This is a genomic window from Enterobacter cloacae complex sp. CARB60 (assembly GCF_036487345.1).
GTDB classification, from domain to species: domain Bacteria; phylum Pseudomonadota; class Gammaproteobacteria; order Enterobacterales; family Enterobacteriaceae; genus Enterobacter; species Enterobacter asburiae_D.
Genome location: NZ_JAZKLC010000002.1, coordinates 593,522 through 607,790, shown reverse-complemented (window position 1 = coordinate 607,790; position 14,269 = coordinate 593,522). Strand labels below are relative to the sequence as shown.

General features: G+C 59.2%; 12 protein-coding genes and 1 pseudogene. 5 read left to right on the top strand and 8 right to left on the bottom strand.

The window, feature by feature from the left end; genetic code table 11:
* Positions 1 to 31 precede the first annotated feature (31 nt).
* From plsC to V4835_RS03965, 3 genes are all read right to left on the bottom strand, one after another.
* Entirely contained in the window at positions 32 to 769 is a 738-nt protein-coding gene (plsC, locus tag V4835_RS03975) for a 1-acylglycerol-3-phosphate O-acyltransferase (RefSeq protein ID WP_063145584.1), read from the bottom strand.
* Between the two features lie 163 nt (positions 770 to 932).
* Complete coding sequence (gene parC, locus V4835_RS03970) at positions 933 to 3,191, bottom strand: DNA topoisomerase IV subunit A (RefSeq protein ID WP_063145585.1); 2,259 nt, start codon at positions 3,189 to 3,191, stop codon at positions 933 to 935.
* 118 nt (positions 3,192 to 3,309) lie between these two features.
* Entirely contained in the window at positions 3,310 to 3,711 is a 402-nt protein-coding gene (locus V4835_RS03965) for a YgiW/YdeI family stress tolerance OB fold protein (protein ID WP_063145597.1), read from the bottom strand.
* A 139-nt stretch (positions 3,712 to 3,850) separates the two neighbouring features.
* On the opposite strand from V4835_RS03965, the gene qseB reads away from it, so the two are divergent.
* From qseB to V4835_RS03945, 4 genes are all read left to right on the top strand, one after another.
* Positions 3,851 to 4,510 (top strand): quorum sensing response regulator transcription factor QseB, encoded by a 660-nt coding sequence (gene qseB / locus V4835_RS03960; RefSeq protein WP_331411244.1) that lies wholly within the window; start codon positions 3,851 to 3,853, stop codon positions 4,508 to 4,510.
* A complete protein-coding gene (qseC, locus tag V4835_RS03955; RefSeq protein WP_331411243.1) occupies positions 4,507 to 5,856 on the top strand; it encodes a quorum sensing histidine kinase QseC in 1,350 nt (449 codons plus the stop codon). Before qseB ends, qseC begins: the two co-directional genes overlap by 4 nt.
* 105 nt (positions 5,857 to 5,961) lie before the next feature.
* Positions 5,962 to 6,543, top strand: a complete 582-nt coding sequence (locus tag V4835_RS03950; RefSeq protein ID WP_047650114.1) for an NAD(P)H-dependent oxidoreductase — start codon at positions 5,962 to 5,964, stop codon at positions 6,541 to 6,543.
* A gap of 31 nt (positions 6,544 to 6,574) precedes the next feature.
* Positions 6,575 to 6,889 (top strand): putative quinol monooxygenase, encoded by a 315-nt coding sequence (locus V4835_RS03945; RefSeq protein WP_032640570.1) that lies wholly within the window; start codon positions 6,575 to 6,577, stop codon positions 6,887 to 6,889.
* 92 nt (positions 6,890 to 6,981) lie between these two features.
* Here V4835_RS03945 and V4835_RS03940 read toward each other — a convergent pair whose 3' ends face one another.
* From V4835_RS03940 to V4835_RS03920, 5 genes and pseudogenes are all read right to left on the bottom strand, one after another.
* Positions 6,982 to 7,869, bottom strand: coding sequence for a MurR/RpiR family transcriptional regulator (locus V4835_RS03940; RefSeq protein WP_331411242.1), 888 nt, complete (start codon positions 7,867 to 7,869; stop codon positions 6,982 to 6,984).
* On the bottom strand, positions 7,866 to 8,816 hold the full coding sequence (locus V4835_RS03935) for an iron-siderophore ABC transporter substrate-binding protein (RefSeq protein ID WP_331411241.1): 951 nt from the start codon (positions 8,814 to 8,816) through the stop codon (positions 7,866 to 7,868). Before V4835_RS03935 ends, V4835_RS03940 begins: the two co-directional genes overlap by 4 nt.
* A 9-nt stretch (positions 8,817 to 8,825) precedes the next feature.
* Positions 8,826 to 9,866, bottom strand: a complete 1,041-nt coding sequence (locus tag V4835_RS03930; RefSeq protein WP_331411240.1) for a FecCD family ABC transporter permease — start codon at positions 9,864 to 9,866, stop codon at positions 8,826 to 8,828.
* Entirely contained in the window at positions 9,863 to 10,846 is a 984-nt protein-coding gene (locus tag V4835_RS03925; RefSeq protein WP_331411239.1) for a FecCD family ABC transporter permease, read from the bottom strand. The genes V4835_RS03930 and V4835_RS03925 overlap by 4 nt, the downstream gene beginning before the upstream one ends.
* Positions 10,843 to 11,654, bottom strand: a pseudogene (locus V4835_RS03920) (ABC transporter ATP-binding protein). The gene V4835_RS03925 and the pseudogene V4835_RS03920 overlap by 4 nt, the downstream one beginning before the upstream one ends.
* Before the next feature lie 385 nt (positions 11,655 to 12,039).
* Between V4835_RS03920 and V4835_RS03915 the strand changes: the two are divergent.
* Entirely contained in the window at positions 12,040 to 14,181 is a 2,142-nt protein-coding gene (locus tag V4835_RS03915; protein WP_331411238.1) for a TonB-dependent siderophore receptor, read from the top strand.
* Positions 14,182 to 14,269 lie beyond the last annotated feature (88 nt).

Sequence of the window (14,269 nt, the reverse complement as noted above, 5' to 3'; positions counted from 1 at the left end):
CGCGGGAATTCGTTTTCCCTTCAACGCCGGATTAAATCTTACCGGCGGCTTCTCTCTCTGCGACTTCTTTGTCGAGCTGCGCAATATGCTGAGCCATCAGCTCACGGCAGTGCGCTGCCAGCTCGCGCACCTGGTCTTTACCGTATTTGCTGGTATCGACGGGGGGCAGCATTTCGACAATCACCAGCCCGTTATTCAGGCGGTTAAGATTAATCTTATTCGAAGTATTGGAAACGCACACGGGAATAATTGGAACACCTGCCGCAATTGCAGCATGAAACGCACCGGTTTTAAACGGCAGCAGGCCGCGGCCGCGGCTGCGCGTTCCTTCCGGGAACATCCAGATTGAGATTCTGCGCTTTTTAAAATGATTCACCACTTCCGCAATGGTGCTGTGCGCTTTTGCACGGTTGTTACGGTCGATCAGCAGGTTACCGGTAAGCCAGTACAGCAGGCCAAAAAACGGGATCCACAGCAGGCTTTTTTTCCCCACCGTCACGGTCGGCGGCAAAACGATATTTGCGGCGGTCACCATATCGTAATTGTTCTGATGGTTAGCGATATAGATGGCGTTACCGAAATTCTCCGCCCCTTCAGGCAGACGTTTTTCAACCTTCAGACCAAACAGCGGCGCAAGGCGACCGAACATATGGCCGAAGGTGGCAACATGCTTAGGATTTCGCGGACTGAACAGGCAATAGATGCAGCCGAAAATACAGACCAGAATGCAGTAGATAACGGTAAGAATAAGACGAACAATATATAGCATAGCGACCTCTGAAGCCCCAACAGCTGACAATTATACTTCACCTGTGGCCAGGTAAGGACTTTATTACGAGCGCGTATTGTTAATCGCAACGCACGAATTAACAACGATTTTACGGGAAATTTTACTGAAATTCCCCCTCCGGGCAGAGGGGGATATCACGACATTACTCTTCGCTGTCACCCGCGGCGCTGCGTGCAGGAGAGTCAATCTCCACGCGGTCGATGCGCTGCAGGCCGCGCATCAGCGAGCCGCGGCGACCGCGCTCACCCACCACTTTCTGCAGCTCTTCCGGACGAAGCTTGATCTTACGCTTGCCGACGTGAATGGTCAGCGTGCTCTGCGGCGGCAGGAGGAAGAGGTGCGCCAGGCCATCTTCGCCTTTCGCGGCTTCCGCCGACGGGATGTTGATGATCTTGTTACCCTTGCCTTTCGACAGTTCCGGCAGATCGCTGACCGGGAACATCAGCATACGTCCGGCGGTAGTGATCGCCAGCAGCATGTCGCTTTCGTTCTCAATCACCAGCGGCGCCATTACGTGGGCGTTGTCCGGCAGGCTGATCAGCGCCTTACCGGCGCGGTTGCGGGAGACCAGATCGTTAAAGGTACAGATAAAGCCGTAGCCCGCATCGGACGCCAGCAGCAGCTTCTGATCATCGGCTTCCATCAGCATATGGTCGACCGTCGCACCCGGCGGCAGCGTCAGCTTGCCGGTGAGCGGTTCGCCCTGCCCGCGCGCGGAAGGCAGCGTGATCGGGTCAATGGCGTAGCTGCGACCGGTGGAATCGATAAACGCCACCGGCTGGTTGCTCTTACCTTTCACCGCCGCTTTGAAGCTGTCGCCCGCTTTGTAGCTCAGCCCCGGCGCGTCGATATCGTGGCCTTTGGCGCTACGCACCCAGCCGCTCTGCGACAGAACAATGGTCACCGGCTCGGACGGCTGCATGTCGTGTTCGTTCATCGCCTTCGCTTCTTCGCGCTCGTGCAGCGGAGAACGACGGTCGTCGCCGAAGGCGTCTGCATCGGCCTGCAGCTCTTTCTTCAGCAGGGTGTTCATCTTGCGCTCGGACGCGAGGATCGCCTGCAGCTGATCGCGTTCTTTTTCCAGCTCGTTCTGCTCGCCGCGGATCTTCATCTCTTCCAGTTTGGCGAGATGGCGCAGCTTCAGTTCGAGGATCGCTTCGGCCTGGGTTTCGCTGATGCCAAAGCGCGACATCAGCGCCGGCTTCGGCTCGTCCTCGGTACGGATGATCTCAATCACTTCGTCGATGTTGAGGAACGCCACCAGCAAACCTTCGAGAATATGCAGGCGCTTAAGCACTTTCTCCAGACGGTAATTCAGACGACGGCGTACCGTATCGCGGCGGAACGTCAGCCATTCGGTGAGGATCTCCAGCAGGTTTTTCACCGCCGGGCGTCCGTCGAGGCCGATCATGTTCAGGTTGATGCGGTAGCTTTTTTCCAGATCGGTGGTGGCGAACAGGTGGTTCATCACCTGCTCCATGTCCACGCGGTTCGAGCGCGGCACGATCACCAGACGGGTCGGGTTCTCGTGGTCAGATTCGTCGCGCAGGTCGTCCACCATCGGCAGCTTTTTATTGCGCATCTGGGAGGCGATCTGCTCCAGCACTTTGGCACCGGAAACCTGATGCGGCAGCGCGGTGATGACGACTGCGCCGTCCTCTTTGTTCCACACCGCGCGCATGCGCACGGAGCCGCGGCCGTTCTGGTAGATTTTGCGGATTTCCGCGCGCGAGGTGATGATTTCGGCTTCGGTCGGATAGTCCGGCCCCTGCACGATATCCAGCAGCTCGTCCAGCGAGGTTTTCGGCTGCTCGATCAGGGTGATGGCGGCTTTCGCCACTTCACGCAGGTTATGCGGCGGAATGTCCGTCGCCATACCGACCGCGATACCGGTGGTGCCGTTCAGCAGGATGTTCGGCAGACGCGCAGGCAGCATCTTCGGCTCCTGCATCGTACCGTCGAAGTTTGGTACCCAGTCAACGGTTCCCTGACCCAGCTCGCCCAGCAGCACTTCGGCATATTTAGACAGGCGGGATTCGGTATAACGCATCGCCGCGAAGGATTTCGGATCGTCCGGCGCACCCCAGTTCCCCTGCCCGTCCACCAGCGGGTAGCGGTAAGAGAACGGTTGCGCCATCAGCACCATCGCTTCATAACAGGCGCTGTCGCCGTGCGGATGGTATTTACCCAGCACGTCACCGACGGTACGGGCGGATTTCTTGAACTTGGCGCTGGCGCTCAGGCCCAGCTCGGACATCGCATAGACGATGCGGCGCTGAACGGGCTTCAGGCCATCTCCGATAAACGGCAACGCCCTGTCCATGATGACGTACATGGAGTAGTTCAGGTAGGCGTTTTCCGTGAATTCATGTAGCGCGAGGCGCTCTGCCATATCGCTCATTACGTGTGATTCCTCAACTCAGAAACCGAAGGGTTTCAGGCAATATTGCCGCAGATACTACCTTATCTGGCGAGTTGAGTCACAAAGAAAAAGGGCCGCATCTGCGGCCCTTTTCGGGTTATTTGTTCAGCTTAATAACCTGCTTCACGTCGATTTCAAAATCGTTCCACTCTTTATCGACCTTGCCCTGGATTTCCACTTTATCCTGCGGGGTGACGGTCACGCCGTTCCAGCGCTTGTGGTCAATCTCCACGTTGACCGTGCCGGTCTCATCGCGGAAGGTGTAGCGGTCATCGGACAGGCGCTCGGTAATGTTCCCGCGCAGCTTCACCCAGGCATCGTCCTTCAGGTCTTTCACTTTTGCCGCGGTGGTGAGGTTGGCGTTGTTATCGACAAAACCGCCCTGCTGAGTTTGCGTCTGGGTCTGCGTGGCCGATGGGCCAGTAAAACCGCCCTGAGCAGCAAAGACCGGCGCGGTGGTCATCATCATGATGGCAGCAATTGCAGCGAATTTTTTCATCTTCATCTCTCCCTTTAATGTCGTTTCGCAATCCATTTAACAGGGTAATCCTTAACAACTTCTTAAGGGAAAAATTTATTTATTATTGCTGTACAGCGGGCGCTTGCAGAGGGTTTACTGACGGCATCAAGGAGGGAACATGCGCATTTTACTGGTAGAAGACGACAGGTTAATTGGCGACGGCATCAAGGCAGGGTTAAGCAAAATGGGCTTTAGCGTGGACTGGTTTACCGACGGAAAAACCGGTCAGGCCGCGCTCTCTTCTGCACCCTATGATGCCGTGGTGCTGGATCTGACGCTGCCGGAAATTGACGGTCTGGAGATCCTGCGCGCGTGGCGCGAAAGCGGGCGCAGCGAGCCGGTATTAATTCTGACGGCGCGGGATGCCCTTAACCAGCGCGTCGAAGGGCTGCGTCTTGGCGCGGATGATTATCTCTGTAAGCCGTTCGCGCTGATTGAAGTGGGCGCCCGCATCGAAGCGCTGGTCCGCCGCAGCCACGGGCAGGCGCGTAGCGAGCTACGTCACGGGAAGGTCACGCTCGATCCGACCCGTCTCGTCGCCACGCTGGACGGTGAGCCGCTGACGCTCAAGCCGAAAGAGTTCGCGCTGCTGGAACTGTTAATGCGTAGCGCGGGCCGGGTGCTGCCGCGAAAGCTGATCGAGGAAAAACTCTATACCTGGGACGACGACGTCTCCAGCAACGCCATCGAGGTTCACGTCCATCATTTGCGCCGCAAGCTTGGCAGCGAGTTTATCCGCACCGTGCACGGCATCGGCTACACCCTGGGTGACGCATGAAGCTGACGCAACGCCTGAGCCTGAAGCTGCGCCTGACGCTTCTCTTTTTACTCCTGTCTCTGACGGCCTGGTTTGCCGCCAGCGTTGTCGCCTGGCAGCAGACGACCCACAAGCTCGACAAGCTGTTCGATACCCAGCAGATGCTGTTTGCCAAGCGGCTGCTGACGATGGATCTGGACGAGATCCGCGCCCCCGAACGCATGCGCGAGATCCCGAAAAAAGTGAAGCATGGTAGTCTGGACGATGACGCGCTGGCTTTCGCCATTTACGCCGTCGACGGCAAAATGATCCTCAACGACGGCGAAAACGGGCGCGATATTCCGTACCACTATCGCCGCGACGGGTTCGATAACGGGCAGCTACAGGGCGACAACGACGAATGGCGCTTTTTATGGCTGACCTCACCCGACGGGAAGTACCGCGTGGTGGTCGGCCAGGAGTGGGAGTACCGTCAGGAGATGGCGCTGGACGTGGTCAGCTCGCAGCTTACGCCGTGGCTGGTGGCGCTGCCCGTAATGCTGCTGTTGCTGATCCTGCTGTTGAGCCGCGAGCTGAAGCCGCTGAAAAAGCTGGCGCAGACCCTGCGCTCCCGCTCGCCGGATGCCACCGATAACCTGCCGACGGAGGGAGTCCCGACGGAAGTGCGCCCCCTGCTCGACGCGCTGAATCATCTCTTTGCCCGCACCCAGGAGATGATGACCCGCGAGCGCCGCTTTACGTCCGATGCCGCCCACGAGTTACGCAGCCCGCTGGCGGCCCTGAAGGTGCAAACTGACGTGGCGCTGCTCTCTCATGACGATCCGCAGGCGCGGGAAAAGGCGCTGACGCAGCTGCATGCGGGCATCGACCGCGCTTCCCGGCTGGTGGATCAGCTCCTCACGCTGTCGCGTCTGGACACGCTGGATAACCTTGACGATGTCGAACCGATTCCCCTTGCCGACTTACTGCAGTCGGCCGTGCTGGATATCTGGCATCCGGCGCAGCAGGCGGGCATTGATGTTCGCCTGAACATCCATGCACCAGAGGTTAAACGCCCGGGCCAGCAGCTGCTCCTGAGCCTGCTGGTGCGCAACCTGCTGGATAACGCGATTCGCTACAGCCCGCGCGGCAGCGTGGTGGACGTGACGCTGGACGCGCGTAGCTTTACCGTGCGCGACAACGGTCCCGGCATTTCACCGGACGCGCTGGCGCGCGTCGGCGAGCGCTTTTATCGTCCGCCGGGCCAGGATGCGACGGGCAGCGGGCTGGGATTATCCATCGTAAAACGCATCGCCGCCCTGCACGGGATGCGCGTTTCGCTGAGCAATGCCCCTGAAGGCGGTTTTGACGCGAAGGTCAGCTGGTAAGGGATTATTGCGTTTAATGCAAAAGACTTTGCACATTTTGCTCATTTTACCGCACCGTCCTCGCGCGTAGAATACTCGCCATACTCTCATCATCGAGGACAACTCATGAGCAACATTCTGATTATCAACGGCGCAAAAGAATTTGCGCACTCTAAAGGCCAGCTGAATGACACCCTGACCGAGGTCGCGGACGGTTTCCTCCGCGACGCCGGGCATGATGTTAAGGTCGTGCGTGCAGACAGCAACTACGACGTGAAAGCCGAAGTGCAGAACTTCCTGTGGGCTGACGTGGTGATCTGGCAGATGCCAGGCTGGTGGATGGGCGCGCCGTGGACCGTGAAAAAATACATGGACGACGTGTTCACTGAAGGTCACGGCTCACTGTATGCCAGCGATGGCCGCACCCGCTCTGACGCCTCTAAGAAATACGGCTCGGGCGGCCTGATTCAGGGCAAAAAATATATGCTCTCCCTGACCTGGAACGCCCCGCTGGAAGCCTTCACCGAGAAAGATCAGTTCTTCGAAGGCGTAGGCGTTGACGGCGCGTACCTGCCGTTCCACAAGGCGAATCAGTTCCTGGGCATGGATCCGCTGCCGACCTTTATCGTCAACGACGTGATTAAAATGCCTGACGTCCCGAGCTATATCGCAGAATATCGCAAGCATCTCGCGGAAATTTTTGCTTAACTGGTAGCCTGGAATTAAAGGAGTAGTAAACATGCTTACCGTTATCGCAGAAATCCGTACTCGTCCAGGTCAACATCACCGTCAGGCGGTGCTGGATCAGTTCGCGAAAATTATCCCGACCGTACTGAAAGAAGAAGGCTGCCACGGCTACGCGCCGATGGTGGATGCTGCCACTGACGCCAGCTTCCAGGCGACCGCGCCAGACTCGATCATCATGGTTGAGCAGTGGGAAACCGTCGCGCATCTTGAAGCGCACCTGCAGACCCCGCACATGAAAGCGTGGAGCGACGCGGTGAAGGGTGACGTGCTGGAAACCCACATCCGTATTCTGGAGCAAGGGGTTTAAGCTCGTGGTATTTGCCGGGTGGCACTGCGTTTACCCGGCCTACAAAACCTGAACCGTAGGCCCGGTAAGCGCTAGCGCCACCGGGCTTTGTTTTAGCTGCTTTTCTTCCCCGGTTTTAACCCACGGTGTAACTCGTTGATGCGCTTCATCGACTTGATGGTGCGCTGCGGCTCGGTGGAGGCCACGGATAAAATAATCATCTCCAGACACAGCAGCACCGTGCCGTGGAGCGGGATTTTGCCCTTTTCGCCGCCGCGCGGAACGTGGATAACCACGCTGGCCTCCTTGCTGAAGCGTGAATCGAGGGCGTTGGTCAGCAGGATGGTTGGAATGCCCAGACGTTTTGCTTCACGCAGCGTGGTTTGCCCCTCCCGGTGCGCGGATTTCTGCGCCATCATCACCAGCACGTCGCCGCGCTGAAGCGCGATCAGCTGCTCGGCAAGCCCTATCCCGGTACGGTTAAGCGGCGTGGCGGGTAACCCCATACGACTGAACAGCCTGGCGGTGTACTCGGCCAGAATGCCGGAGGCGCCAATACCAAATATGGCGACCTGCCTCGCCTGCGCCAGCAGAGAGACCGCCTGGGCCATCGCGTAGCGGTTGTGGGGCTCGGATAACACCTCGCAGGTGTGTTGATGCCCCTCCAGCACAAAATCAATGCTCGCGTTGACGTCGCTGGCGAGCGTGTTCACCGTGGAGGACATCTTTTCGCTGGAGGTGACCACCGGACCAAACCACTGCTCCAGCGTCTGCTTGAGATCGCGCAGCCCGGCGAAACCCAGCGCCTGAATGGCGCGAACTACCGTGGCATCCGACGTTTTCAACAACGCCGCAATCTCCATTGCGGTCTGTTCCATCACCGCTTCGCGGTTGTCATGAATATAGCGTGCAACCTGCAGCAGACGCGGCGTCAGCTGATGCGCGCGGGCGCGAAAGCGGTCGCCGTAGACATCCACGCGCCCTTTCTCTTTGCGGATCACCGTGTCGCCTCCGGCAGCGGACGCCCGGCAATTTGCGACTGCACCTGCGCGGCCATCAGCCCTAAAGAGGCGAACGAATTCGAGATGGCCTCTTCGCGCGAGATCAGCACGTAGTGCCCGGTTCGGCAGGCCTTCAGGAACTGACACCAGCCCGGCATCACCGCCTCCATGGCCGCCAGCTCGTCCTGCGGTTTACCGCCCGTATCCCCGCGCCAGGTGGCGAAGACGAAATCGGCATCCAGCTCCGGCAGGCGCTCGGCGCTGACGTCAATCCGCCCCCCTTCCGGGATGGACTCAATCAGCGGCGGGAAGGTGAACCCGGCATCGCGCAGCACGCGGCCCAGCGAGTGGTAGCTGTGCATGGCGTTAATCTTTCCCTGATTCGCCTGAATTACGGACACGGTCACCTTGCGGGTATCAATAGTCGCCTTCAGCGCCTTAATCTGCTCCTGATAGCGCCGCTCCAGAACCTTGAGCCGCGCCTGCGTTCCCGTCAGCTGCGCCAGCTTGCGGTAGATTTCCGGCGCGCCGCCGTCGAGATGATCGATGCTTACCGTCGGGGCAATTTTTTCCAGCTGTTCCACCGGGGTGTTGCGGGTCGGCTCGGTAATAATGAGGTCAGGCTTTGCGGCGGCGATAGCTTCAATGTCGATATCGGCCGTGCCGATAAATTTAATGTCGGAATTATCGAAGTCGACGCCGGTCAACATGCCGCTTGAGCGCAGAAAGTGGCTGCCGTCCGGCCGCGTGCGGCCATGGCTTGCCACCGGCGGTACGCCAAGTTCAATCAGCGGAATGGTGATATCCAGATCGTGTAAGGAGACAATCCGCTTCGGATGAACCGGCACCACCACTTTTCGGTTCAGATCGTCAGTAAACGTCTGCGTCGGCTCCGCCGCACTCACCGCGAACCCCACCAGCAACAGCATCGAAAACACTACGCGCATTATAGTCCCCTAAAATCTGTCCCGACGCTGCCAGAGCAGCAGCAGGAAAAACGGTCCGCCAATCAATGAAATCACAATTCCCGCCGGCAGCTGCAGCGGGAGGAATGCCAGACGTCCGACGTTATCCGCCAGCAGCACCAGCAGCGCGCCCAGCGCGGCGCTTCCCGTCAGGAGCGCCGTTTGCCCACCGCGCAGCAGCAGGCGCGCCATATGCGGGGCAATCAGCCCCACGAAACCAATACTGCCCACGCAGGAGACGCAGGCCGCCGTCAGCACCACCGGGGCAAGAACCCGCAGCAGCGCCAGCCGGGTTGTGCGTACGCCAAGGCCCGCTGCGGCCTGATTGCCGAGCAACGCCACGTCCGCTGCCCGCGCGGTAAACAGCAGCAGCGCAAACGCGGGGGCAGCCCAGAGCGCGGCTAACCCCACCAGCGTCCAGTTTGCCGCATGCAGGCTTCCCGCCAGCCACAGCATCGCAGTCTGCACGTCCCGCACGTCGGCGGTGGTGATAAAGACGCCCATTGCCGCGGCAAAGGCCCACGACACGCCGATGCCGATCAGGATGAATCGCGGGCGCGAGATATCGCGGGCCAGGGCGATTACCAGCAGCGCGGTACGCAGCCCACCGGCCATGCCGACCAGCGGACGCCAGGCCAGGCCCAGCGCCGGGAACTGAAAAATCAGCAGCAGAACCGCCGCGCTACAGCCCTCCTTCACGCCGATAAGCCCGGGGTCAGCCAGGCCATTGCGGGTGATGGACTGCATTGCCGCCCCCGCCATACCGAGCATCGCCCCGCACAGCACCGCCATCAGCAGGCGCGGCAGGCGGATATCCATCACGATGTAGCGCGTCTCCGCCGTCAGACTCTCAGGCGAAAACAGCGCGCGCCCGATGGCGGAGGCGGGAATGGGCAGAGAACCGTGCATCAGGCCAAAGCCCAGCAGGCTTAGCGCCACCAGCGCTAAAAGGGTCAGGCACGCCAGCGCCCGCGGGCGAACCAGCGCCGAGAGGCGGCCAATACGGATCGCGCGGAATCCGGCCCGGTTCATTTGAACATCCTCGATGCCATAAAGATGAACACGGGCGCGCCGACCAGGGCCGTCATAATGCCGGTTGCCAGCTCCCAGGGCGTAAACAGCGTGCGGGCGGCGATATCCGCCAGCAGCAACACCAGCGCGCCGCACAGGGCAGACAGCGGCACCATCACGCGTAAATCAACCGACACCAGACGGCGAATGAGCTGCGGCACGACCAGGCCGATAAAACCAATCGGCCCGGCGACAGAGACGGCCGCGCCGCAGAGCAGCGCGATGGCCAGCAGGGCGAGCAGGCGAGTTTTCAGCAGCGACACGCCGAGCCCCTGCGCCATCCGGTCTCCCAGCGCCAGCATGTTGAGCGAGGGAGACAGTCCGATAGCGAGAACAAAACCGGCTGCCGCCGCCCAAAGGGCGCTCTGGAGCGTCTGCACGTTGATCCCGGCCAGGTCCCCTGCCAGCCAGGTGCGCATGGCGAGCAGCGTCTGTTCATCAAGAATTAACACCGCGGCGGTAATCGACGAGGCAAACGCCGACATCGCCACGCCGCACAGCGTGACCTTCATCGGCGTAAGCCCGGTGCGGCCGGACGAGGAAAACATCAGCACCAGCAAAAACAGCGCGGCGGCACCGGCGGCGGCAACGAGCGGGCGACCAAACGGCAGCGACAGCTCAAGCGCGCTGGTAATCACTACCGCCAGCGCGGCCCCGGCGTTGAGCCCCAGAATATGCGGCTCGCCGAGCGGGTTGCGGATCACGGACTGCAGCAGCACGCCCGCCACGCCGAGGGCGGCGCCCGTCACCATCGCGGCGCAGAGGCGCAGCAGTCGTAATTTGATAATGACGGTATGGTCGAAATTGCGCGGGTCGAAATGGAAGAATGCCTCCACCACCGTCTGCGGAGCAATAAAGCGCGCGCCGATCCCCAGGTGCATAATTGCGCCCAGTGCCAGCAGCAACGCGAAGATCGGAAAGGCCAGAGAGGAGCGCATCATGGCTGAACGGTAACCTGGCGAAACGGCATGAAGAACGGCTTGCCGGTCAACGGGTTTATGGACATATGCACGTCCACATCAAACACCGCTTTGATCAGCTCCGGCGTGCAGGCATCGCCCTCATGCAATACGCCTTCAACTTTTCCCTGGCGTAAAAAGACCAGCGAATCGCCGTAGTTCACGGCGAAGTTGAGATCGTGCAGCACCACCACCACGGTACGCCCGTGCCGGCGGGTCAGGACGTGCAGCAGTTCCAGGATCTCCACCTGATAGCGGAGATCGAGAAACGTCGTGGGCTCGTCAAGCAGGATATACGGCGTTTGCTGCGCCAGCGCCATGGCGATCCAGCAGCGCTGACGCTGGCCGCCGGACAGGCTTTCCACCGGCATATGGGCAAATTCTGCCGTACCGGTCAGGCGCAGGGCCTCTTCCACCGCCAGTTCGTCCTCGTCGCTCCACTGACGCATAAAGTTCTGCCAGGGAAAACGCCCGCGCGAGACCAGTTCAAAAACGGTTAACCCTTCCGGCAGCAGCGGAGACTGCGGGAGAATGCCAAGCTGACGGGCGACAGCTTTGGTCGGCTGCTCATGAATGGCTTTACCGTCCAGCAGCGCGGCGCCTCCCAGCGGCTGCAGCAGCCGCGCGATCGTGCTCAACAGCGTGGATTTTCCACAGCCGTTCGCCCCTACCAGCACCGTCATTTTCTGCTGTGGGATCGCAAGAGAGATATCATCAACGATGATTTTTTCTGATAGCCCGCAGAGAGGTTCTCCAGAACCAGTCCCGGTTGTTTTGTGTTGTGAGCCACGTGAACGCCAACGTAATGAAAAACCAACAAATAAAAATAAAACTCATTCTCTTTTGAGAGTTTGACGCTGCGCCATGTAGTAGTCAAGAGAAGAAACACCCTGAAAAAACCAGGGGTAAGCCAGAGGGAAGATGAACATGGCATGGCTTACAAAAACTTTAATTTCAATAAGTTAATTATTATTCCGCTGTGCTTATGCGTAGGGTTAAACGCTGTAGTCGATTTTTTCGTTTTTCCATTTACTACTACATTCGCACGTGATTGAATGATTCTCAATTACATGTTCGATGCCCGCTGTGGCTAACGGACAGACCGTAAAAGGGCAATGACTCACACATTTTTCCGCGAAACGTCATTCGCGGGATATTTCGGGATAACAGATGTAATGGCTACGTTCACACCTTCACTCTCTGGGGTAAAAGGGCGCGCGCTCTTTTCACTGCTGTTTATGGCGCCGCTGGTGCAGGCAGCAGGCACCACCACGGCTAAAGACGGCGAAACGCTTACCGTCACCGCCGATCCAACTACTGCGGCAGAGGCCACGAATGGCTATCAGCCGTTGAATACCTCCACCGCTACGTTAACCAACATGCCGATGCTGGATATCCCGCAGGTGGTTAATACCGTCAGCGATAAAGTGCTGGAGGATCAGCACGCCACCACGCTAGATGAAGCGCTCTATAACGTCAGCAACGTAGTGCAGACCAACACCCTGGGCGGTACGCAGGATGCCTTCGTGCGCCGCGGGTTTGGCGCGAACCGCGACGGCTCGATCATGACCAACGGCCTGCGCACCGTCCTGCCGCGCAGCTTCAATGCCGCAACCGAGCGCGTGGAGGTGCTGAAAGGCCCGGCCTCAACGCTCTATGGCATTCTCGATCCGGGCGGCCTGATTAACGTCGTCACCAAACGCCCGGAGAAAACCTTCGGCGGTTCCCTTTCCGCCACCTCTTCCAGCTTTGGCGGCGGCACCGGACAGATCGATGTTACCGGCCCGATTGACGGCACGCGCCTGGCGTATCGCCTGACGGGCGAATATCAGGACGAGGATTACTGGCGCAATTTCGGCACCGAACGCAGCACCTTTATCGCCCCGTCGCTCACCTGGTTTGGCGACGATGCCACCGTGACCGTGCTCTATTCGCATCGCGACTATAAAACGCCGTTCGATCGCGGGACGATCTTCGATCTCAACACTAAGAAAGCCGTCAACGTCGATCGCAAAACCCGCTTCGATGAGCCGTTTAACGTGACCGACGGCCAGTCCGATCTCGCCCAGCTCAACGCAGAATATCGCCTCAACAGCCAGTGGACCGCGAAGTTCGACTACAGCTACAGCCAGGATAAGTACAGCGATAACCAGGCCCGCGTGATGGCCTACGATTCAAAAACCGGCAACCTGACCCGCCGCGTGGATGCGACCCAGGGCTCGACCCAGCGTATGCACACGACGCGAGCGGATCTGCAGGGGAACGTGGACATCGCGGGCTTTTACAATGAGATCCTGACCGGCGTGTCGTATGAGAATTACGATCTGCTGCGTACGGACATGATCCGCTGTAAGAACGTTAAGGACTTCAATATTTACAACCCGAGCTACGGCAGCCTCGGCAAGTGCACCACCGTCTCGGCGTCCGACAGCGATCAAACCATCAAGCAGGAGAGCTACTCCGCCTACGCCCAGGACGCGCTGTACCTGACCGATAAGTGGATCGCCGTCGCCGGACTGCGCTACCAGTATTACACCCAGTACGCGGGAAAAGGACGTCCGTTTAACGTGAACACCGACAGCCGCGACGACCAGTGGACGCCGAAGCTGGGTCTTGTCTATAAGCTCACCCCGGCGGTCTCGCTGTTTGCCAACTATTCCCAGACGTTTATGCCGCAATCGTCCATTGCGAGCTACATCGGCGACCTGCCGCCGGAGACGTCGAACGCGTATGAAATCGGCGCTAAGTTTGACCTGTTCGACGGCATTACCGCCAACATCGCGCTGTTTGATATCCACAAGCGCAACGTGTTGTACACCGAAAGCATTGGTGATGAAACCGTCGCCAAAACCGCAGGTCGCGTGCGCTCGCAGGGCGTGGAAGTGGATCTTGCCGGATCGTTGACCGAGAACACCAACATTATCGCCAGCTACGGCTATACCGACGCGAAGGTGTTGGAAGACCCGGACTATGCGGGCAAACCGTTGCCGAACGTGCCGCGCCATACCGGCTCCCTGTTCCTGACCTACGATATTCACAATGCGTTTGCCGGGAATACCCTGACGCTGGGCGGCGGCGGGCACGGCGTAAGCCGTCGTTCCGCAACCAACGGTGCGGATTATTATCTGCCGGGCTATTTCGTAGCGGATGCGTTTGCGGCGTATAAGATGAAGCTGCAGTATCCAGTGACGCTGCAGGTGAACGTGAAGAACCTGTTTGATAAGACCTACTACACATCGTCCATTGCGACCAACAACCTGGGCAACCAGATTGGCGATCCGCGCGAAGTGCAGTTTACGGTTAAGATGGAGTTTTGACGTCAGTGCGGGGTGTTCCCCTCACCCTAACCCTCTCCCCAAAGGGGCGAGGGGATCGATCGTAGGCCCGGTAAACGCAGCGCCACCG

Bases quoted from the DNA above. Each gene is read 5' to 3' on its own strand.
- V4835_RS03915 (WP_331411238.1), top strand. From the start codon at position 12,040: ATGGCTACGTTCACACCTTCACTCTCTGGGGTAAAAGGGCGCGCGCTC.
- plsC (WP_063145584.1), bottom strand. From the start codon at position 769: ATGCTATATATTGTTCGTCTTATTCTTACCGTTATCTACTGCATTCTG.
- V4835_RS03930 (WP_331411240.1), bottom strand. From the start codon at position 9,866: ATGAACCGGGCCGGATTCCGCGCGATCCGTATTGGCCGCCTCTCGGCG.
- V4835_RS03935 (WP_331411241.1), bottom strand. From the start codon at position 8,816: ATGCGCGTAGTGTTTTCGATGCTGTTGCTGGTGGGGTTCGCGGTGAGT.
- parC (WP_063145585.1), bottom strand. From the start codon at position 3,191: ATGAGCGATATGGCAGAGCGCCTCGCGCTACATGAATTCACGGAAAAC.
- V4835_RS03945 (WP_032640570.1), top strand. From the start codon at position 6,575: ATGCTTACCGTTATCGCAGAAATCCGTACTCGTCCAGGTCAACATCAC.
- V4835_RS03965 (WP_063145597.1), bottom strand. From the start codon at position 3,711: ATGAAAAAATTCGCTGCAATTGCTGCCATCATGATGATGACCACCGCG.
- qseB (WP_331411244.1), top strand. From the start codon at position 3,851: ATGCGCATTTTACTGGTAGAAGACGACAGGTTAATTGGCGACGGCATC.
- V4835_RS03925 (WP_331411239.1), bottom strand. From the start codon at position 10,846: ATGATGCGCTCCTCTCTGGCCTTTCCGATCTTCGCGTTGCTGCTGGCA.
- qseC (WP_331411243.1), top strand. From the start codon at position 4,507: ATGAAGCTGACGCAACGCCTGAGCCTGAAGCTGCGCCTGACGCTTCTC.
- V4835_RS03950 (WP_047650114.1), top strand. From the start codon at position 5,962: ATGAGCAACATTCTGATTATCAACGGCGCAAAAGAATTTGCGCACTCT.